The 20,685-nt window shown below is 71.8% G+C and carries 15 protein-coding genes and 1 pseudogene; 1 reads left to right on the top strand and 15 read right to left on the bottom strand.

The window, feature by feature from the left end; translation table 11 throughout:
* Positions 1–627, bottom strand: a pseudogene (locus tag HG542_RS19095) (hypothetical protein); the annotation flags it as partial.
* A gap of 460 nt (positions 628–1,087) precedes the next feature.
* Between HG542_RS19095 and ileS the strand changes: the two are divergent.
* Positions 1,088–4,222: an isoleucine--tRNA ligase gene (gene ileS / locus HG542_RS19090; protein WP_171083037.1), complete on the top strand. Its 3,135-nt coding sequence runs from the start codon at positions 1,088–1,090 to the stop codon at positions 4,220–4,222.
* A gap of 127 nt (positions 4,223–4,349) precedes the next feature.
* Here the strand turns inward: ileS and HG542_RS19085 are convergent, their stop codons facing one another.
* The 14 genes from HG542_RS19085 to HG542_RS19020 form a co-directional block, all read right to left on the bottom strand.
* On the bottom strand, positions 4,350–5,504 hold the full coding sequence (locus tag HG542_RS19085) for a DivIVA domain-containing protein (RefSeq protein WP_171083035.1): 1,155 nt from the start codon (positions 5,502–5,504) through the stop codon (positions 4,350–4,352).
* A gap of 61 nt (positions 5,505–5,565) precedes the next feature.
* Positions 5,566–5,850, bottom strand: coding sequence for a YggT family protein (locus HG542_RS19080; RefSeq protein ID WP_086567466.1), 285 nt, complete (start codon positions 5,848–5,850; stop codon positions 5,566–5,568).
* Between the two features lie 77 nt (positions 5,851–5,927).
* The gene (locus HG542_RS19075; protein WP_171083033.1) at positions 5,928–6,536 is read right to left on the bottom strand and encodes a cell division protein SepF; all 609 of its coding nucleotides are present in this window, start codon (positions 6,534–6,536) and stop codon (positions 5,928–5,930) included.
* Positions 6,537–6,656: 120 nt separating this feature from the next.
* On the bottom strand, positions 6,657–7,376 hold the full coding sequence (locus HG542_RS19070; protein ID WP_171083031.1) for a YggS family pyridoxal phosphate-dependent enzyme: 720 nt from the start codon (positions 7,374–7,376) through the stop codon (positions 6,657–6,659).
* 3 nt (positions 7,377–7,379) lie between these two features.
* On the bottom strand, positions 7,380–8,135 hold the full coding sequence (pgeF, locus tag HG542_RS19065; protein ID WP_373313163.1) for a peptidoglycan editing factor PgeF: 756 nt from the start codon (positions 8,133–8,135) through the stop codon (positions 7,380–7,382).
* Between the two features lie 28 nt (positions 8,136–8,163).
* Entirely contained in the window at positions 8,164–9,405 is a 1,242-nt protein-coding gene (ftsZ, locus tag HG542_RS19060) for a cell division protein FtsZ (protein WP_171083027.1), read from the bottom strand.
* Positions 9,406–9,645: 240 nt separating this feature from the next.
* On the bottom strand, positions 9,646–10,506 hold the full coding sequence (locus HG542_RS19055) for a cell division protein FtsQ/DivIB (protein ID WP_171083026.1): 861 nt from the start codon (positions 10,504–10,506) through the stop codon (positions 9,646–9,648).
* A gap of 28 nt (positions 10,507–10,534) precedes the next feature.
* Positions 10,535–11,629: an undecaprenyldiphospho-muramoylpentapeptide beta-N-acetylglucosaminyltransferase gene (murG, locus tag HG542_RS19050; protein WP_171083023.1), complete on the bottom strand. Its 1,095-nt coding sequence runs from the start codon at positions 11,627–11,629 to the stop codon at positions 10,535–10,537.
* A 6-nt stretch (positions 11,630–11,635) separates the two neighbouring features.
* Entirely contained in the window at positions 11,636–12,964 is a 1,329-nt protein-coding gene (gene ftsW, locus HG542_RS19045; RefSeq protein ID WP_171083055.1) for a putative lipid II flippase FtsW, read from the bottom strand.
* A 102-nt stretch (positions 12,965–13,066) separates the two neighbouring features.
* A complete protein-coding gene (murD, locus tag HG542_RS19040; protein ID WP_227725123.1) occupies positions 13,067–14,506 on the bottom strand; it encodes a UDP-N-acetylmuramoyl-L-alanine--D-glutamate ligase in 1,440 nt (479 codons plus the stop codon).
* Positions 14,503–15,567: a phospho-N-acetylmuramoyl-pentapeptide-transferase gene (mraY, locus tag HG542_RS19035; RefSeq protein WP_171083020.1), complete on the bottom strand. Its 1,065-nt coding sequence runs from the start codon at positions 15,565–15,567 to the stop codon at positions 14,503–14,505. Before mraY ends, murD begins: the two co-directional genes overlap by 4 nt.
* Positions 15,567–16,979: a UDP-N-acetylmuramoyl-tripeptide--D-alanyl-D-alanine ligase gene (locus HG542_RS19030; protein ID WP_171083018.1), complete on the bottom strand. Its 1,413-nt coding sequence runs from the start codon at positions 16,977–16,979 to the stop codon at positions 15,567–15,569. The genes mraY and HG542_RS19030 overlap by 1 nt, the downstream gene beginning before the upstream one ends.
* A 65-nt stretch (positions 16,980–17,044) precedes the next feature.
* Positions 17,045–18,748 (bottom strand): UDP-N-acetylmuramoyl-L-alanyl-D-glutamate--2,6-diaminopimelate ligase, encoded by a 1,704-nt coding sequence (locus tag HG542_RS19025; RefSeq protein WP_171083016.1) that lies wholly within the window; start codon positions 18,746–18,748, stop codon positions 17,045–17,047.
* Positions 18,749–18,760: 12 nt separating this feature from the next.
* The gene (locus tag HG542_RS19020) at positions 18,761–20,680 is read right to left on the bottom strand and encodes a peptidoglycan D,D-transpeptidase FtsI family protein (protein ID WP_171083014.1); all 1,920 of its coding nucleotides are present in this window, start codon (positions 20,678–20,680) and stop codon (positions 18,761–18,763) included.
* Positions 20,681–20,685: the final 5 nt, after the last annotated feature.

The following is a 20,685-nucleotide window of genomic DNA, read 5'->3' as shown; positions in this document are numbered from 1 at the left end:
TGCGCTCTTCTTCGCTGCAGCAGCGGACTCCCTGGCCGGCGCAGCCTCACCCTTCGCCGCGGAAGCGGACCTCTCGGCCACGGCAGCCGTCTTGCCGGCCGACGCAGTCTTCTTGGCCGACGCCCCGGTCCCCTTCGCCGCAGCAGCAGGCTTCTTCGCGGAAGCGCCCCGCTCCGCGGCCACGGCCGCCCTGCCGGCCGACGCGGCCTTCTTGCCTGCGGCGCCGGCCCCCTTCGCGGGAGCAGCCCGCTCGCCCGCGGCGGCGGTCTTCTTGGCCGACGCACCCTTCTTCTCCACGACAGCGGAGGACCCTTTCGCCGGCACAGCACCCTCAGCCTCGGCAGCCGTCTTCCTGGCCGACGCCGCGCCCTTCTTCGCTGCAGCGGCGGACTTCCTGGCCGCCGCAGCCTCACCCTTCGCCGCGGAAGCGGACGCCTTGGCCGACGGCGCAGCCTTCTTCGCCCCGCCGACGGACTTCTTGGCCGAGGCGGCGGTCTTCGCCGCCCCGGCGCCGGCGGCCCGCCCGGCAGAAGCGGCAGCCTTCTTGGCGAGGTCCGCGGCCGCGGACTTCGCCGCGGACCTCCCGGCCTGCGGCGCAGCCGCCCCGGCACCCTTCTCCGCCACCATGGCCGCCGATCCCTTCACATTTTATGATCTTGCGCGTGAATCGTGCGGGAACGATAAATCGGCTCAGTCCACGCGGCAACGGGCCACGCCGGTCTCCTCCGTTGTGCCCCGCCCCCGGCCCTGTAACCGGATGCGGGCGCTGAGCCCGTAATTCCGGTCGGCCGCGGTGCGCTGCGCCCCGTACACTGGGCGCAGCGAAAGGCGTGGAAGGGACCAGTAGCGCCGCACGCAGCCACCAGCGATCCGGGGACGGTGCGAGCCCGGGGGCGTGCGCGGAGCGAAGATCAGCCCGGAGCCGCCGGAAGAACGCCCGTACGGGTCAGTAGAACCGGCATCGCGACCCCAATGAGGGGGCCGGGGGCCACAGGTCCGCGGCCAAGGAGGGTGGTACCGCGGGAGCCGCAGCGCGTTTCTCGTCCCTCCGACGGACAGCGCACAAACGTCCCGCCGGAGGAAGCAGATGACGCAGTACCGCCAGGTACCCGCTCAGGTCGACCTGCCCGCCCTGGAGCACGCCGTGCTCGAGTTCTGGCACGAGCAGAAGATCTTCGACCGTACCCTCGCCCAGTCCGAGGGCCGCCCCGAGTGGGTGTTCTACGAGGGCCCGCCCACCGCCAACGGCATGCCCGGCGCGCACCACATCGAGGCCCGCGTCTTCAAGGACGTCTTCCCCCGCTTCCGCACCATGCAGGGCTACCACGTGGCCCGCAAGGCCGGCTGGGACTGCCACGGCCTGCCGGTCGAGCTCGCCGTCGAGAAGGAGCTCGGCTTCTCGGGCAAGCAGGACATCGAGAAGTACGGCATCGCCGAGTTCAACGCCAAGTGCCGTGAGTCCGTGACGCGCCACACGGACGCGTTCGCCGAGCTCACCACCCGCATGGGCTATTGGACGGACCTGGACGGCGCCTACCGGACGATGAACCCGGAGTACATCGAGTCCGTCTGGTGGTCGCTGAAGCAGATCTTCGACAAGGGCCTGCTGGTCCAGGACCACCGGGTCGCCCCTTGGTGCCCCCGCTGCGGCACCGGCCTGTCCGACCACGAACTGGCCCAGGGCTACGAGACGGTCGTCGACCCGTCCGTCTACGTCCGCTTCCCGCTGACCTCCGGCCCGCTGGCCGGCGAGGCCGCGCTGCTGGTGTGGACGACCACCCCGTGGACCCTCGTCTCGAACACGGCCGCCGCCGCGCACCCGGACGTCACCTACGTGGTGGCCACGGACGGCAACGAGAAGCTGGTCGTCGCCGAGCCGCTGCTGGAAAAGGCCCTCGGCGAGGGCTGGACGGCGACCGGCCAGTCCTTCACCGGCCGAGAGATGGAGCGCTGGGCGTACCGCCGCCCGTTCGACCTGGTCGAGTTGGAAGGCGCCAACTTCGTCGTCAACGCCGAGTACGTCACCACCGAGGACGGCACCGGTCTGGTCCACCAGGCCCCGGCCTTCGGTGAGGACGACCTCAAGACCTGCCGCGCCTACGGCCTCCCGGTCGTCAACCCGGTCCGCCCCGACGGCACCTTCGAGGAGGGCCTCGGCCTCGTCGGCGGCACCTTCTTCAAGAAGGCCGACGAGAAACTCGTCGCCGACCTGGACGCCCGCGGCCTGCTCTTCAAGCACGTCGCCTACGAGCACAGCTACCCGCACTGCTGGCGCTGCCACACCGCGCTCCTCTACTACGCCCAGCCGTCCTGGTACATCCGCACGACGGCGGTGAAGGACCGGCTGCTGGAGGAGAACGAGAAGACCAACTGGTTCCCGGAGTCGGTCAAGCACGGCCGCTTCGGCGACTGGCTGAACAACAACATCGACTGGGCGCTCTCCCGCAACCGCTACTGGGGCACCCCGCTGCCCATCTGGCGCTGCGAGGAGGGCCACCTCACCTGCGTCGGCTCGCTGGCCGAGCTCACCGAGCTCACCGGCACCGACCAGAGCGGACTGGACCCGCACCGCCCGTACATCGACGACGTCACCTTCGGCTGCACGACCGAGGGCTGCTCGCACACGGCCGTCCGGGTGCCCGAGGTCATCGACGCCTGGTACGACTCGGGTTCGATGCCCTTCGCGCAGTGGGGCTACCCGTACCGGAACAAGGAGCTGTTCGAGAGCCGCTACCCGGCGCAGTTCATCTCCGAGGCCATCGACCAGACGCGCGGCTGGTTCTACACCCTGATGGCCGTCGGCACGCTCGTCTTCGACAAGTCGTCGTACGAGAACGTGGTCTGCCTCGGTCACATCCTGGCCGAGGACGGCCGGAAGATGTCCAAGCACCTGGGCAACATCCTCCAGCCCATCCCGCTGATGGACCAGCACGGCGCGGATGCGGTCCGCTGGTTCATGGCCGCGGGCGGCTCCCCCTGGTCCGCGCGCCGCGTGGGCCACGGCACCATCCAGGAAGTCGTCCGCAAGACGCTCCTCACCTACTGGAACACGGTCGCCTTCCAGGCCCTGTACGCCCGGACCTCCGGCTGGGCCCCGAGTGCCGCGGACCCGGCCCCGGCGGACCGCCCGCTGATCGACCGCTGGCTGCTCGGCGAGCTCAACACGCTGACCGACCAGGTCACCCAGGCCCTGGAGGCCTACGACACCCAGCGCGCCGGCAAGCTGCTGTCGTCCTTCGTGGACGACCTGTCCAACTGGTACGTGCGCCGCTGCCGCCGCCGTTTCTGGCAGGGCGACGCGGCCGCGCTGCGCACGCTGCACGAGGTCGTCGAGACCGTCACCCGCCTGATGGCCCCTCTGGTCCCGTTCATCACCGAGCGGGTCTGGCAGGACCTGGTCGTGCCGGTCGACCCCCAGGCCCCGGCCTCGGTGCACCTGGCCGACTGGCCGAAGGCCGACACCGCGCTCGTCGACCCGGAGCTGTCCCGGCAGATGCTGCTGGTCCGCCGCCTGGTCGAACTCGGCCGCGCGACGCGCGCCGAGTCCGGCGTCAAGACCCGCCAGCCGCTGTCCCGTGCGCTGGTCGCGGCGGCCGGCTTCGAGACCCTCGGTGCCGAGCTGCGCGCCCAGATCGCGGAGGAGCTGAACGTCTCCTCCCTGGCCTCGCTCTCCGAGGTGGGCGGCTCGCTGGTCGACACCACGGCCAAGGCCAACTTCCGTGCGCTGGGCAAGCGCTTCGGCAAGGGCGTCCAGGCCGTGGCCAAGGCCGTCGCCGCCGCGGACGCCGCCGCCCTCTCCCTCGCACTGCGCGAGGGAACGGCCTCGGTCGAGGTCGACGGCGAGACCGTGACGCTCTCCCCCGACGAGGTCATCATCACCGAGACCCCGCGCGAGGGCTGGTCGGTGGCCTCCGACTCGGGCGCCACCGTCGCCCTCGACCTGGAGATCACCCCGGAGCTGAAGCGGGCGGGCCTCGCGCGCGACGCGATCCGGCTGATCCAGGAGGCGCGCAAGAACAGCGGCCTGGACGTGGCGGACCGCATCGCGTTGCGCTGGCAGTCCGGTGACGAGGAGGTCGTGACCGCCCTCGGCGAGCACGCGACGCTCATCGCGGACGAGGTCCTGGCAACCGACTTCGCCTCCGGCGAGGCCGACGACTCCTACGGTGCGCCGTTCTCTGACGAGAGCCTCGGACTGACGTTCCGCCTCCGTAAGGCGTAGCCCGAAAGCTGACGCCCCCGGCGCTTCGGCGCCGGGGGCGTTCGCTTGCCCCGAGAGGGAGCACGGATATGGGCCGGGGCCCCTGGGAAATCCCAGGGGCCCCGGCCCATATGTCGGCTGACTGCCGTCAGTTGTCGTCCTCATCGATGAGGAACCCACGCATCGGCGAAGGCGCCTGCATCGGCTGCGGGCCCTGCGGCCGCACCGGTGCCATCGGCTGGGTCATCGCAGGCGACATCTGCTGCTGACCGCCGTACGACGGGGCACCCGTCGACGGACCGCCGTGGCCGCCCATGGACTGGTTGCCGCCCATGGAGTGACCGCCCATACCGGCACCGGCCGAGGCCATCGACCCGCTCATCGAGGGGGCCGGCGGCAGCGACGCGGCGGCCGGGGTGCGCGGCGGCGCCAGCGAGTCGTCCGCCTGGTTCTCCAGCTGACGCAGCTGGCTCTCCAGATAGGACTTCAGCCGGGTGCGGTACTCGCGCTCGAAGCCGCGCAGGTCCTCGACCTTGCGCTCCAGCGTGGCGCGGGCGGACTCCAGCGAGCCCATCGCCACCCGGTGCTTCTCCTGCGCGTCCCGCTCCAGGGCGTCCGCCTTGGCACGGGCGTCCCGCTCCAGACCCTCGGCACGGCTGCGCGCCTCGCCGACGATCTTGTTGGCCTCGGAACGGGCCTCCGCGATCGCCTGGTCGGCGGTCTGCTGCGCGAGCGAGAGGACGCGGGCCGCGCTGTCGCCACCCGGGCCCTGGCCCGGCTGCGGCAGCTGAGGACCGCCCATGGGGCCGCCCTGGCCCATGGGGTTCTGCCCCATCGGTCCGTTCTGACCCATCGGACCGTTCTGTCCCATGGGTCCGCCCATGGGGCCGCCCATCGGTCCGTTCTGGCCCATCGGGCCGGGACCGTGGGGACCCTGCGGGCCGTGGCCGTGTCCGCCGGGGCCGGCCGGCAGCTGCGGGGCACCGCCCGGAAGCTGCGGCGGGCCGCCCATCTGCTGCTGGTTCGGCGGCACAGGCTGCGGTCCGGATATGGCAGCGGGCACCGGAGCGCCGGGCCGTTGATCCTGCGGCTCGGGCTTGCGCATGTTCTGCTGCTGGTTCTGCGCGGCGGCCCGCGTGGCGGCGGCCAGCTTGGCGCGCAGGTCCTCGTTCTCCCGGAGCAGGCGGGTCAGTTCGGCCTCGACCTCGTCGAGAAAGGCATCGACCTCGTCCTCGTCATAGCCTTCTCGGAGACGGACGGTCGTGAACTGCTTGTTCCGCACGTCCTCGGGGCTCAGCGGCATCTCTTCTTCACCTCAACGTAGTCGTCGGCAATCGGCAAGACCGTATCGTTCACAGCCGCGTTCACAGCCGGCTCACGACGGTGATCAGGATGTAGACGATGATCATCAGTACGAAGAAGGACAGGTCGAGCGCCACGCCCCCGAGACGCAGCGGCGGGATGACCCGCCGCAGAAGCTTGAGTGGCGGATCGGTGACAGTGTAGGTGGCCTCCAGGAGGACCACCATCGCCTTACCGGGTTGCCATGAGCGGGCGAACTGGAAGACGTAGTCCATCACCAGTCGGAAGATCAGCACGATCAGGAAGCAGTACAGCGCGATGTAGATCACCTGCTGTGCGATTCCCATCTCGCGCGTCCCTCTCCCCTGTTGCTCGTACTGCTCGGCCTGACTGGCCGTTTGCCCGGATTGCCCGGTCTTGCGTCTCAGCTCTGGTTGAAGAACCCACCCTCTGCGATGCGGGCCTTGTCCTCCGCCGTGACATCGACGTTAGCAGGAGACAGCAGGAACACCTTCTGCGTCACCCGCTCGATGCTGCCGTGCAGTCCGAAGACCAGACCGGCCGCAAAGTCGACAAGTCGCTTCGCGTCGGTGTCGTCCATCTCCGTGAGATTCATGATCACCGGAGTACCTTCGCGGAAGTGTTCCCCGATGGTACGGGCCTCGTTGTAGGTCCGGGGGTGCAATGTCGTGATGCGGTAGGGCTCCCGCTCGGACACAACCTTGGGCATGATCACCGGTGCGTTCTTCTCCAGAGAGTGGCGTTCGGGTGTGATGGACGACACGGGGGCGATTCGGGCGGGTCGTCCCGTTTCCGCTACGAGCGGAGCCGGTTCGCGCTGGGCGGGCGGCTGGGCGACTCGAACCGGTTCGTCCGATTGCGCCTGTTGGGTTTGGTGGGTCTGGTGCTGCCGACGCCGGTCGGGCTCCGGCTCGGGCTCGAACTCGTCGTCGGGGTCGAACCCCGGGCCGTCGTACCCATCGTCCTCCACGAGGCCGAGGTAGACCGCCATCTTGCGCATCGCGCCGGCCATTCTCTGCGTCCTCCGCTCTGTGGTGGATCGGCTCCGTCAACGGGCCCGGATCCACGTGGTCCACCCGCCTTTTGACGGGAATGACCATATTTTCTGCTGTGGTCCGACTTCTTGGCGACGTTACCCGAGCCGGGGTCGGACTCCGAGTACCGCCGAGCCGACACGTACATGTGTCGCACCGGCCGCAACGGCTTCTTCGAGGTCCGCGCTCATCCCTGCTGACACCATGTTCGCAGCAGGATGGGCCGCGCGCAGGTCCGTTGAGATTTCCATCAGCCGCTCGAAGGCCGCCCGCGGCCGTCCCGCGAACGGCCCGGCAAGTGGAGCAACCGTCATCAGTCCTGCGGGTCGCAGCCCTTCGGCCGACGCGAGGGCGTCGGCCAGTTCCGCCACCCCGTCCGGTGCCGCTCCGCCGCGCTCGCCCCGCTCGCCCGACTCCGCGTCAAGTGCCACCTGGACCAGGCAGTCGAGCTCCCGGCCCGCGTTCACCGCGGCCGTCGAGAGCGCCGTGACCAGTCGGGTTCGGTCGACGGAGTGCACGACGTCGGCGTACCGGACCACCGAACGCACTTTGTTTGTCTGCAATTGACCAACAAAATGCCAAGTCAGAGGCAGATCCGAACACTCCGCCGCCTTGGGAGCGGCGTCCTGGTCGCGGTTCTCGGCGACGTGACGGACCCCCAGCTCCGCGAGGAGGCGGACGTCGCTCGCCGGGTAGGTCTTGGTGACCACGATGAGCGTCACCTCGTCCCGCGGCCGGCCGGCCGCGGCGCAGGCGGCGGCGATACGTTCCTCCACCCGGGCGAGGTTCCCGGCCAGTTGGGTTCTACGGTCCGTCACTGCTCAGTCCAGCCAGACATAACTGGCGAGTCGCCCCGTCATGCGCTCGCGTCGGTAGGAGAAGTGGTCCGCGGACTCCAGCGTGCAGACGCCGGATCTCCCGCCGACCGTGACGCCCAGCCGGGCGAGCTGGGCGGCGACGCCCCGGGCCACGTCCACGGCCGGGGTGCCCTGCCGGGTGGTGGCCCGGGCCTCCGGGACCACCGCGGCGACCTCGTCGCGCATGGCCGCCGGCACCTCGTAGCAGAGTCCGCAGACCGAGGGGCCGAGGTGGGCGACGATCCGGTCCGGCTCGGCGCCGAGCCCGGTCATGGCCTCGACCACGGCCGGCACGACACCGGCGACGAGTCCCGGCCGGCCGGCATGGGCCGCGCCCGCGACCCCGGCGACCGGGTCCGCCAGCAGCACCGGGGTGCAGTCGGCGGTCAGCACCGCGAGGGCCAGGCCCCGACGGGCCGTCACCACGGCGTCGACGGCCGGGATCTCACCGGTCCGCCAGGGTCCATCCACCACGGCCACATCGCGGCCGTGCACCTGGTTCATCCAGACGACCGCCGCCGGGTCGAGCCCGAGGGCCCCGGCCGCACGCGCCCGGTTGGCCAGGACGGCCTCCGGGTCGTCGCCGACCGCGCCGCCGAGGTTGAGCTCCGCATACGGAGCGGCGCTCACTCCGCCCCACCTGTCGGTGAAGGCGAAGTGCGCGCCGCGTGCGTGTGCCGTATGTGCTGCGGGGGGCACTGTGTGCTGCTGCCCTATCACGTGGGCCCGTTCACCCGTTCCTGGTCGCTTACTTGAGGAAGTCCGGGACGTCCAGTTCCTCGGCCGTCGAGTCCTGGTACGGACGGGCCGGCGGGATGGGCGGGGCCGGCGGCGGGGGCACCTCGGCGACCGGGGACGGGTCCACCGGTGCGGGCTCCTCGGTGCGCGGGGTCACATTGCCGAGACCGCCGAAGGACGGACGGGACTGCGTCTCCGGCGCGGTGGCCGGGCGGCCGGGGGCCGGGGTGGAGGCGGTGCTCTCCTCGCGGCCGGAACCGTAGGGGGAGCCCAGCACCTTGTCGCGGCTGCCCTTGGCCGGCGGCTGTCCGCCGTCGAAGCCGGCGGCGATGACCGTGACGCGGACCTCGTCGCCCAGGGCGTCGTCGATGACGGCACCGAAGATGATGTTGGCCTCGGGGTGGGCGGCCTCGCTGACCAGCTGCGCGGCCTCGTTGATCTCGAAGAGACCGAGGTCCGAGCCGCCGGAGATGGAGAGCAGGACGCCACGGGCGCCGTCGATGGACGCCTCCAGCAGCGGCGAGGAGATCGCCATCTCGGCCGCGGCCACCGCGCGGTCGTCGCCGCGGGCCGAACCGATGCCCATGAGGGCCGAGCCGGCCTCGGACATCACGGACTTGACGTCGGCGAAGTCGAGGTTGATCAGACCCGGGGTGGTGATCAGGTCGGTGATGCCCTGGACGCCCGACAGCAGCACCTGGTCCGCGGACTTGAACGCGTCCAGCACGCTGACCTGGCGGTCCGAGATGGACAGCAGCCGGTCGTTGGGGATGACGATGAGGGTGTCGACCTCGTCGCGCAGCCCCGCGATGCCGTCCTCCGCCTGGTTGGCGCGGCGGCGGCCCTCGAAGGTGAACGGCCGGGTGACCACACCGATCGTCAGGGCGCCCAGCGAGCGGGCGATGTTGGCCACGACGGGCGCGCCGCCGGTGCCGGTGCCGCCGCCCTCACCGGCCGTCACGAAGACCATGTCGGCCCCCTTGAGGACCTCCTCGATCTCCTCGCGGTGGTCCTCGGCGGCCTTGCGGCCGACGTCGGGGTTGGCGCCGGCACCGAGGCCACGGGTGAGCTCACGGCCGACATCGAGTTTCACATCGGCGTCGCTCATCAGCAGGGCCTGTGCATCGGTGTTGATCGCGATGAACTCGACGCCCTTGAGACCGACCTCGATCATCCGGTTGATGGCGTTCACGCCACCGCCGCCGATGCCGACGACCTTGATGACTGCGAGGTAGTTCTGCGGTGCTGCCACGTCGAAGGCCTCTCGCCTCGAGTTACGTATGCCTGGGGGCGGTTCTCAATGCCGACCCGAACCCTAACGTTGAAGTTTAGGGTTACCGGTGTCACTGTTCCCTGGGTTCTCTGAACCAGGACACTAAGTCGACAAGGCGCGCGCGTTCAACGAACACGCCGAACCTCCCGTTTTTCTTTTCACCCTATGTGATCACCCATAGCCGTAGCCAGCCAGGGTGCTGGCCGGACCTACGCGGCGTCAACTCCCGGACACCGCGGGGGCGCTCGGAGCGCTCACATCGAAGTGGTTCGCGCCCCTTGCGGCCTTGAGCAATGCCGTGAGCGTACGGGCTTTCGCCTCGCCCCGCTCGCTGCTGCCCCAGACCACCGTCCTGCCGCCCGTCAGCTCCAGGGTGATGGAGTCGTACGAGCGTACGCGGACGGCGGTGGTGTCCCTGCGGACCCCGGGGGGCAGGTCGCCCATGACCTCGACGGCCTCGCGTTCGAGCCGGCCGGCGCCGAAACCGCCGGCGCCGGGCGTGTCCTGGGGGTCCATCAGCAGCCGCGTGGCACCCTGCGGGACCTGATCGACTGTGGCGAACCGCACGCCCATGGAGTCGATTTCGATGAACTTGCCGCCCTTTTCGAGCACCACTTGGGGTTGCCGCTCGGTCACTTTGAGACTGATTGCGTGCGGCCAGGACCGTTCGACATCGACCGTCCGGATCCTGGGCAGCCCCTCGCGCAGCCGGTCCGCGATGGCGTCGGTGTCCACCGAGACCAGCGGCTCGCCGAGCGGCACCCGGGCGGCCGCGCGGACCTCGTCGGCCGTCAGCACCTTCGTGCCCTCGACCTCCACCTGGCTGACGCGCAGCCAGGCGGCCCCGTACAGCGCCCAGACGGAGGCGGCGCCCGCCAGCACCGCGCCCGCCGCCCAGACGACGATCCTGCGGCGCCGGGACAGCCCGGAGGGGCGGGGCCGGGGGATGCGGGGGCGGCCCTTGCGGGGCTTGCCGCCGGGCCGGGGCGGGCCGGACGACCCCGGTTTCCGCGCTGACTTCGAAGACTTCTGCTTGTTGCTCTTCTCGCCACCGCGCCGGGCGGTCGTCGGTCCGGCCACGCTCCCAGCCTCCTGCCTCTACGGGCCGTCAGCCCGCTCTGTGTGCGGCAATCGCCTCGTACACCATGCCGACCAGCAGCTCGTCGGCGTCCCGGCGGCCGAACTCGGCGGCGGCGCGGGACATCTCGTACAGCCGGTGCGGGTCGCCGAGCACCGGGAGCACCTGGCTCTGCACCCACTCGGGGGTCAGTTCCGCGTCGTCGACCAGCAGACCGCCGCCGGCCTTGACCACCGGCTGGGCGTTGAGTCGCTGCTCGCCGTTGCCGATGGGCAGCGGGACGTAGGCCGCGGGGAGGCCGACGGCCGACAGTTCGGCGACGGTCATCGCGCCCGCGCGGCAGAGCATCATGTCGGCCGCGGCGTACGCAAGATCCATCCGGTCCAGATACGGTACCGGGACATAGGGGGGCATTCCAGGCATGTTGTCCACGTGCGGCAGCTCGTTCTTCGGGCCGACCGCGTGCAGCACCTGGATGCCGGAACGCTGGAGGAACGGCACGGCCGCCTGGACGACCTCGTTCAGCCGGCGGGCGCCCTGCGAGCCGCCGGAGACCAGCAGCGTCGGCAGGTTGGGGTCGAGCCCGAAGGCCGCCCGCGCCTCGAAGCGCAGGGCCGCCCGGTCCAGCGTGGCGATGGAGCGGCGCAGCGGGATGCCGACATAACGGGCGTTGCGCAGCTTGCTGTCCGGGGTGCTCACCGCCACCGAGGCGGCGTAGCGCGAGCCGATCTTGTTGGCCAGGCCGGGACGGGCGTTGGCCTCGTGGACGATGATGGGCACCCCGCGCCGCTTGGCGGCCAGGTAGCCCGGCAGCGCCACATAGCCGCCGAAGCCGACCACGCAATCCGCCTTGGTGCGCTCCAGGATCTGCTCGGCGGCCTTGATGGTGCCGCGCAGCCGCCCGGGGACGGTGATCAGCTCGGGCGTGGGCTTGCGGGGCAGCGGCACGGCGGGGATCAGCCCCAGCTCATAGCCCCGCTCGGGCACCAGACGGGTCTCCAGGCCCCGCTCCGTGCCGAGCGCCGTGATCCCCACGGTCGGGTCCTGCCTGCGCAGGGCGTCCGCGAGGGCGAGCGCGGGCTCGATGTGGCCGGCGGTCCCCCCGCCGGCGAGTACGACATGCACCGAAATTCACCGCTCTCCGGACGGTCGCTTCTTGACGCGCCGTCTCATCGTCTTCCATCTCACCCCAGGCTGCCGCATGGCCAGTGCCGCCCGTGCACCGGGCTCGTCGCGCGCGAAGGCGATCAGCAGCCCGACGGCGAACATGGTCGGCAGCAGGGCGGACCCTCCGTAGGAGAACAGCGGGAGCGGGACCCCGGCGATCGGCAGCAGGCCGAGCACCGCACCGATGTTGACCGTGGCCTGCGCCATGATCCAGGTGGTCACGCCTCCCGCGGCATACCTCACGAAGGGGTCCTCCGTGCGTCCGGCCACGCGGATACCCGCATAGCCTAGAGCCGCGAACAGGGCGAGTACCGACAGCGTCCCCGCCAGCCCCAGCTCCTCGCCGGTGATGGCGAAGATGAAGTCGGTGTGAGGTTCGGGGAGTTCACCCCATTTTTCCACACTTGCCCCGAGCCCGGCGCCGAACCAGCCGCCGTTGGCCAGCGCGTAGATGCCGTGCACTGCCTGCCAGCACTGGTCGTTCGTCCCCGGATCGGTGGCACCGATACAGGCGAGCCGGGACATCCGGTTGGCACTGGTCTTGATGAACAGTATGGCCAGCGCGGCGGTGACGCCGAAGACGGCGGTGAACAGCTTGGTCGGCGCCCCGGCCACCCACAGCAGGCCCAGCAGGACCGCGGTGAGCACGACCGTGGTGCCCATGTCCCCGCCCAGCATGATCAGGCCGAGCAGCAGGAAGGTGACGGGCACCAGCGGGACCAGCAGGTGCTTCCACTGCAGGAGCAGCCGCTTGACCTGCTTGCGGGCCAGCAGGTCCGCGCCCCACAGGACCAGCGCGAGCTTGGCGAACTCGCTCGGCTGGAGCTGGAACGGCCCGCCCAGCGAGATCCAGTTGGTGTTGCCGTTGATGGTCTCGCCGATGCCGGGCACCTGCACCAGGCAGAGCAGGAAGACCGAGCCGGCCAGCAGCGGGTACGCCAGGGTGCGCAGCAGCCGGACGGGGGTGCGGGCCGCGGCGAGCAGCAGCACGGAGCCGATGGCGGCGGCGAGCAGCTGCTTGCGGAAGAAGTAGGAAGGCGCCAGGCCGGACTGCAGGGCCTTGATCTGGGAGGCGGAGTAGACCATCACCAGGCCGAGCACGAGGATCAGCAGGCTGCCGCCGAGGATCAGGTAGTAGGCGGTCAGCGGCCGGTCCCAGGCCTTCCGGGCGCGCAGGTAGAGCCCGCGCGGCCCGGTGGTGCCGCGGCGCGGCGGCCGGGGCGACCGGGCCGTCGCCCGCACCCGGGGCGGGCGGGCGGGCCGGGAGCCCGCGGAGGGCCCGCGCAGGGCCATCGGCCCGCCGAGGGCGCCGCCGGGCCACACGAAGTCGTCATGCATCCGGGTTTCCCCTCCGCAGTGTCCCGCGCCGCCGGCCCGCGCCGCGGGACCGGGCGGCTACGCGTCCGCTTCGCGGCCGGCGGCCAGGGCCAGGACAGCCTCGGCGAAGGCGTCGCCGCGCTTGTTGTAGTTGGCGAACATGTCCATCGAGGCACACGCCGGGGCCAGGAGGACGGTGTCCCCCGGCCGGGCGAGGCGTGCCGCCTCGCGGACCGCCGCGGCCATCGCCCCAGTGTCGGTCCGGTCGAGGTCGGTCACCGGCACATCCGGTGCGTGTCGCGCCAGGGCTTCCCCGATCAGACGGCGGTCGGCCCCGAGGAGGACCACTCCGCGCAGCCGCTTCGCCGACGCGGCCACGAGCTCGTCGAACGTGGCGCCCTTGGCGAGGCCGCCCGCGATCCACACGATCGAGCCGTACGCGGCCAGCGAGGCCTCGGCGGCATGGGTGTTGGTGGCCTTGGAGTCGTCCACGTAGGCCACGCCGTCCACGTCGGCGACGTGGGCGATGCGGTGGGCGTCCGGCCGGAAGGCGCGCAGCCCGTCCCGGACGGCCGCGGGCTCCACGCCGAAGGCGCGGGCCAGGGCGGCGGCCGCGAGGGCGTTGGCGATGTTGTGCGGGGCGGCGGGCTGACCGGTGGCCGGCGCGATGTCGGCGACCTCGGCCAGCTCCTGGGCACTGGTGCGCCGGTCGGGCACGAAGGCGCGGTCCACCAGGATGCCGTCGACGACGCCCAGTTCGGACAGGCCGGGCGGGCCGAGGGTGAAGCCGATGGCGCGGCAGCCCTCCTCGACGTCGGCCTGCTGGACCAGGCGCTCGGTGGCGGGGTCGGCGACGTTGTAGATGCAGGCGACCTTGTTGCCCTCGTAGATGCGGCCCTTGTCGGCGGCGTAGGCGGCCATCGAGCCGTGCCAGTCGAGGTGGTCGGGCGCCAGGTTGAGCACGGCGGCCGAGTGGGCGCGCAGCGAGGGCGCCCAGTGCAGCTGGTAGCTGGAGAGCTCGACGGCCAGCACGTCGTACGGCTCCTGGGAGAGCACGACGTCGATGATCGGGGTGCCGATGTTGCCGACGGCGGCGGTGCGCAGCCCGGCGGCCTCCAGGATGGAGGCGAGCATCTGCACGGTGGTGGTCTTGCCGTTGGTGCCGGTGACGGCGAGCCAGGGGGCGGCGCCCTCGCCGCGCAGCCGCCAGGCGATCTCGACGTCGCCCACCACGTCGACGCCCGCCTCCGCGGCGGCCGCGAACAGCGGGCTGTCGGGCTTCCAGCCGGGCGAGGTGACGACCAGGTCGGTGCCCTCGGGCAGGGTCGTCGCGTCGCCGAGGCGGACGGTGATGTCGCCGGCGGCCAGGGAGGCGGCCCGGTCGCGCAGCACCTCGTTGTCGCCGCCGTCGACGACCGTGACGCGGGCGCCGAGGCCGGCCAGGGCGCGGGCGGCGCTGATGCCGCTCACGCCGAGGCCGGCGACGGTGATGTGCTTACCGCTCCATGCAGAGGTCACTTGATGGCCAGCCATCCCGCGTAGAAGATTCCGAGGCCGACGGCCACGCACAGGCCCTGGATGATCCAGAACCGGACCACCACAAGGACCTCGCTCCACCCCTTGAGTTCGAAGTGGTGCTGGAGCGGGGCCATCCGGAAGACGCGCTTCCCGGTGAGCCGGAAGGAGCCGACCTGGATGATCACGGACATGGTGATCAGCACGAACAGGCCGCCGAGCAGGGCGAGCAGCAGTTCGGTGCGGGAGCAGATCGCCAGACCGGCGAGCGCGCCGCCGAGGGCGAGCGAGCCGGTGTCGCCCATGAAGATCTTGGCGGGCGAGGTGTTCCACCACAGGAAGCCGAAGCAGGAGCCCATCAGCGCGGAGGCGACGACGGCGAGGTCGAGCGGGTCGCGCACCTCGTAGCAGGCGGCGCCGGCGGTGAGCGCGTTGCCGCACCACTGGCCGTGCTGCCAGGTGCCGATGAAGACGTACGCGCCGAAGACCATCACGGACGCGCCGGTGGCGAGGCCGTCGAGGCCGTCGGTGAGGTTCACGCCGTTCGACATCGCGAGGATCATGAACAGCGCCCAGACGACGAACAGCACCGGGCCGATGGACCAGCCGAAGTCCTGGGTGAAGGAGAGCCGGGTGGAGGCCGGGGTCTGGCCCCGGACGTCGGCGAACTGCAGCGCGAGGACGGCGAAGGCGATGCCGACGATCAGCTGGCCGGCCATCTTCGCCTTGGCGCGCAGGCCCAGGCTCCGCTGCTTGACGATCTTGATGTAGTCGTCGAGGAAGCCGACCAGGCCCATGCCGGCGGTCAGGAAGAGCACCAGCAGGCCCGACGTGGTCGGCTCCTTGCTGGTGATCACCTTGGTGATCGCGTAGGCGATCAGGGTCGCCAGGATGAAGGCGATGCCGCCCATGGTGGGCGTGCCCTTCTTCCCGGCGTGGCCGCGCGGGCCGTCGTCACGGATGAACTGGCCGTAGCCCTTGCGGGCCAGGAACTTGATCAGCAGCGGGGTGCCGATGAGGGTCAGGAACAGACCGATGACACCCGCGAAGAGGATCTGGTTCATCAGCCGGCGACCTCACCGTCGACCGCGAGCAGCTGCTCCGCCACCCGCTCCAGCCCCACCGAACGGGACGCCTTCACCAGTACGACGTCTCCCGGGCGCAGCTCGCTGCGCAACAGGTCGACCGCCGCCTGCGCGTCGGACACGTGCACCGACTCCTCACCCCACGAACCCTCGTTGTAGGCGCCCATCTGCAGCCAGGCCGCTTCCCGGTCACCGACTGCCACGAGCTTGCTGACGTTGAGCCGGACGGCGAGCCGCCCGACCGCGTCGTGCTCGGCGAGTGACTCCTCGCCGAGCTCGGCCATCCGGCCGAGCACCGCCCACGTACGTCCCCCCCGGGCCCGTGAGGCCTCGCCCATGGCGGCGAGCGCGCGCAGTGCGGCTCTCATGGACTCGGGGTTCGCGTTGTAGGCGTCATTGACGACCGTCACGCCGTCCGCCCGCTCGGTGACCTCCATGCGCCAGCGCGAGAGCTGGCCCGCACCGGAGAGCGCGGTGGCGATGTCCTGCGCGGGCATGCCCAGCTCATGGGCGACGGCGGCCGCGGCGAGCGCGTTCGACACGTGGTGCTCACCGTACAGCTGCATGGTCACTTCGCCGCACCCGGTGGGTGTGTGAAGCGTGAACGCGGGCCGCCCCGTTGCGTCGAGACGGACGTCCACCGCACGGATGTCCGCGTCGGCGGCCTCGCCGAACAGGACCGTGCGGGCCTTCGTACGGCTGCTCATCGCGCGGACGAGCGGGTCGTCGGCGTTGAGCACGGCGATGCCGTCCCCGGGCAGCGCCTCCACCAGCTCGCCCTTGGCCACGGCGATCTGCTCGCGGCCGCCGAACTCGCCGACGTGGGCGGTGCCGACGTTGAGGACGACGCCGATGCGCGGCGGGGTGAGCTCCGTGAGGTAGCGGATGTGGCCGATGCCGCGGGCGCCCATCTCCAGGACGAGGTGCCGGGTGCCGGCGTCGGCGCGCAGCGCGGTGAGCGGCAGGCCGATCTCGTTGTTCAGCGAGCCCGGCGTCCACACGGTCGGGCCGAGGCCCTGCAGGAGCTGGGCGATCAGGTCCTTGGTGCTGGTCTTGCCGGCCGAACCCGTCAGCGCCACCACGGTGGTGCCCAGCTTGGCCACCACGGCGCGCGCCAGGGCGCCGAGGGCGGCCACGACGTCGTCGACCACGATCGCCGGCACGCCGACGGGACGGGAGGCCAGGACGGCCACCGCGCCCGCGGCTGCCGCGCGTTCGGCGAAGTCGTGGCCGTCGACGTTGTCCCCGGACAGCGCGGCGAACAGGCTGCCGGGCCGTACCTCACGGGAGTCGATGACGACGGGGCCGGTGACGGCGAGCGCCGGGTCCGGTATGTCGTACTGCTGTCCGCCCGTGACGGCGGCGATCTCGGCGAGGGACAGATCGATCACCGGTCCTCACCTCCAGCCGTTCTGGAGGGCTTCCGGGGGGAGGTGTGTGCGCGCATGGCGGTCTGTCATCCCTGGTCGTTCCGGTGCTTGGCCGCCGCGCGCGGCCGCTCGGCCTCGATGGCCTCGCGCAGCACCCGGCGGTCGTCGAAGGGGCGTACCACTCCGGCGATGTCCTGGCCCTGTTCATGGCCCTTGCCCAGGACCAGGACGATGTCGCCGGGTTCGGCTCGGGCGACGGCGGCGGCGATGGCGGCGGCACGATCCTCGAGGACGAGGACGGTGCCGCGCTCGGCGGCCGGCACCTCGGCGGCGCCCGTGAGCATGGTGGCGAGGATCGCGAGGGGATCCTCGGAGCGGGGGTTGTCGGAGGTCAGCACGGCCGTGTCGGCATGGCGGGCCAGTGCCGCGCCCATGGGGGCGCGCTTGGTGCGGTCCCGGTCGCCGCCGCAGCCCAGCACGGCGTGGATACGGCCGGCGCCGGGCGTGCGCAGGGCGCGGAGAACCGATTCGACGGCGTCCGTTTTGTGCGCGTAGTCGACGACCGCCAGGTACGGCTGGCCCGCGTCGACGCGCTCCAGGCGGCCCGGGACGCCGGGCACGGCGGCGACGCCGTCGGCGGCGGCCTGCGGGTCCAGGCCGGCGGCGACGAGCGCGACGATCGCGGCGAGCGCGTTGGCGACGTTGAACGGGCCGGCCAGCGGGGACTTCGCGCGGACGGTCACGCCCTCGGGGCCCTGCACGGTGAAGGCCGAGTCGAACGGGCCGATCTCGACGTCGACGGCGCGCCAGTCGGCCTCGGGGCGGCCCTCGGCGGAGAAGGTGACGACCGGCACCTCGGACTCGCCCTCGGCGAGCCGGCGCCCGTACTCGTCGTCGAGGTTGACGACGCCGAGGCGGCTGCGCTCCTTGGTGAACAGCTCCGCCTTGGCGGCGAAGTAGTCCTCCATGCCGGAGTGGAACTCCATGTGCTCCGGGCTGAGGTTGTTGAAGACCGCCACGTCGAAGACACAGCCGTCCACGCGGCCGAGCCGTAGGGCGTGGCTGGAGACCTCCATGGCGACCGAGCGGACGCCGCGCTCGCGCATGACCGCGAAGAGCGCCTGCAGGTCCGTGGCCTCGGGGGTGGTGCGCTCCGATTTCAGGCGCTCGTCGCCGATGCGGGACTCGACGGTGCCGATCAGGCCCGTCAGCCCGCCCGCGGTGCGCAGGCCGCCCTCGATGAGGTAGGCGGTGGTGGTCTTGCCGGAGGTGCCGGTGATGCCGATCTGCAGCAGGTCGCGGCCCGGCTCGCCGTAGATCGTCGCCGCGAGGGCGCCCATCCGGCCGCGCGGGTTCTCCACGGCGAGCACCGGCAGGCCGGTGACGGCGGCGCGCTCGGCGCCGGCCGGGTCCGTCAGGATCGCCGCGGCGCCGAGGCCGGCGGCCTGGGCGGCGAAGTCGGCACCGTGGAAGCGGGCGCCGGGCAGGGCGGCGTAGACGTCGCCGGGGCGCACGGCCCGCGAGTCGTGGGTGATCCCGGTGACGGCCGTCGCGGCGGCGTCCCGGGGAGCGGTGATGCCCAGCTGACCGGCGAGCTCCGTGAGCGGCACGGGGCGGACCCGGGTGGGGCGCGGCGCTCCCGGGGTGGCCGGGGGGGCGTCCTCGGGGGTGGTGTTGCGGTACTGATCAGCGTGGGGCACGGCGGTGAGCGTACCGGGCGCACCCGCTCCGCCGCGAAGCGAGGGGCGTGCCGGGGCGCGGTTCCCGGGGTCGGGCGTGATCGTCGTCACGGCGGACCCGGCTCACTGGCCGTCGTAGCTCACCGGCAGCCGGGGGGCCTGCGAGCCCGACGGCGGCACCTGGAGGGACTTCAGGGTGAACTCCATGACCTGCTTGAAGACCGGTCCGCAGATCTGCCCGCCGAAGTAGCTGCCCTGGGTGGGGTTCTGGATGGCGCAGTAGACGGTGACCCGGGGCTGGTCGGCGGGGGCGAAGCCGGCGAAGGAGGCGGTGTAGCCGTGGTAGCGGCCGGTGCGCGGATCCACCCGGTTGGAGGTGCCGGTCTTGCCCGCGACGCGGTAGCCGGGGATGGCCGCCTTGGTGCCGGTGCCCTCGCGGTCGTCCACGACCGACTCCAGCATCTCGGTGAGCTCGTGGGCTGTCTTCTCGCCGACCACCCGCATCCGGGAGGGTGCCGGCGAGGGGGTGAAGCGGCCGTCGGGGCCCTTGGCGCCGCGTACCAGGGTCGGCTGGATGCGCTCGCCGCCGGCCGCGATCGTGGAGTACACGGAGGCGGCCTGCACGGCGTTGAGGGACAGGCCCTGGCCGAAGGGGATGGTGTAGGCGCGGGAGGACTTCCAGTCCCCCGGCTTGGCCAGCAGGCCCGGGGTCTCGCCGGGGAAGCCCAGGCCGGTGGGCCGGCCGATGCCGAATTTGCGCAGATAGCCGTAGAGGACCTCGTTGGCCTGCTCGCGGGTCTTGCCGAGCTGTTCGCTGGCGAGGATGGTGCCGATGTTGCTGGACTTGGCGAGCACGCCGTTGAGGGTGAGGTGCCAGGTGGGGTGGTCGACGTCGTCGGCGAAGGAGCGGTCGGCGCGCGGCAGCCGGTTGGGCACCTCGACATGGGTGTCCGGCCGGGCGACGCCCTCCTCCAGGACGGCGGCCATGGTCATGACCTTGCTGACGCTGCCGGGCTCGTAGGCGTCCTGGAGGGCTGCGTTGCCGAGAGCGGCCGGGTCGGCGTGGCCGAGGTCGTTGGGGTTGTAGCCGGGGGCGTCGGCCATGGCCAGGATCTCGCCGGTGCGGGTGTCCTGGACGACGACGTAGCCGCGGTCCGCCCCGGACTTCTCCACCTGGCGGCTGATGGCGTCCTGGGCGGCCCACTGGATGTCCCGGTCGATGGTCAGCTGCACGTCGGAGCCGGGCACGGCGGCCTGCTCCGAGGGGCTGCCGTCGATCACCTGGCGGCCGGAGGTCTGGGTGTAGACGCGTTTGCCGTTCTTGCCCGCCAGGAGCTCGTTGAGCTGGCCCTCGATGCCGCCGGCGCCCTGGCCCTGTGCGTTGACGAAACCGAGGGTCCCGGCGGCGAGGTCCCCGTTGGGGTAGACGCGCTTGCCCTGGGCCTCGCGGCCCACGCCGGCCAGCACGTTCGGCCCCTGCTTGTGCCGGGCCCGCTCGGCCTGCTGCTGCTTGAGGGCCTTGATCTTGTTCCAGACCTGGGGGGTCTGGCGGCGGGCGAGGACGACGTACTTGGACTTGGGATTGGCCGTGAGCTTGGCCTCGATGTCGTCCGCGTCGTCGTCGAGGACGGGTGCGAGGAGTTCGGCGGCCTGCCGGGCCGCGCCCTGCACCTTGGTCCGCTCGGGGGTGAGCAGGTCGGGGTCGGCGGTGATGTCGTAGGCGTCGACGGTCGTCGCCAGGTTCACACCGTTGCGGTCGGTGATGGAGCCGCGCTCGGCGGCCAGGGTGACGGGCATGTAGCGGTGGGCGTTGGCCCGGGCCGCGTAGGCACCGGCGTCGAGGGCCTGCACCTGGAGCAGCCGCCCGGTGAAGACCAGCATCACCAGGGTGAGCCCGGCACCGATCAGCCGGAGCCGGGGGCGCGGACTGGCCAGCCGGAGCGGCCGGTTGCCCGTACCGGGGCGCGGGGGGCGCGCGGGAGGGCGTGCAGCGGGCCGTGCGGGGCCCGGGACCGGGCGGCGGGGCTGCCTGGGCGCCGTCACGACAT

The sequence above is a fragment of the Streptomyces morookaense genome (assembly GCF_013030945.1).
Lineage (GTDB): Bacteria > Actinomycetota > Actinomycetes > Streptomycetales > Streptomycetaceae > Streptomyces > Streptomyces morookaensis.
The sequence above is the reverse complement of the archived record's forward strand: the minus strand, read 5'-3'. Positions and strand labels throughout refer to the sequence as shown.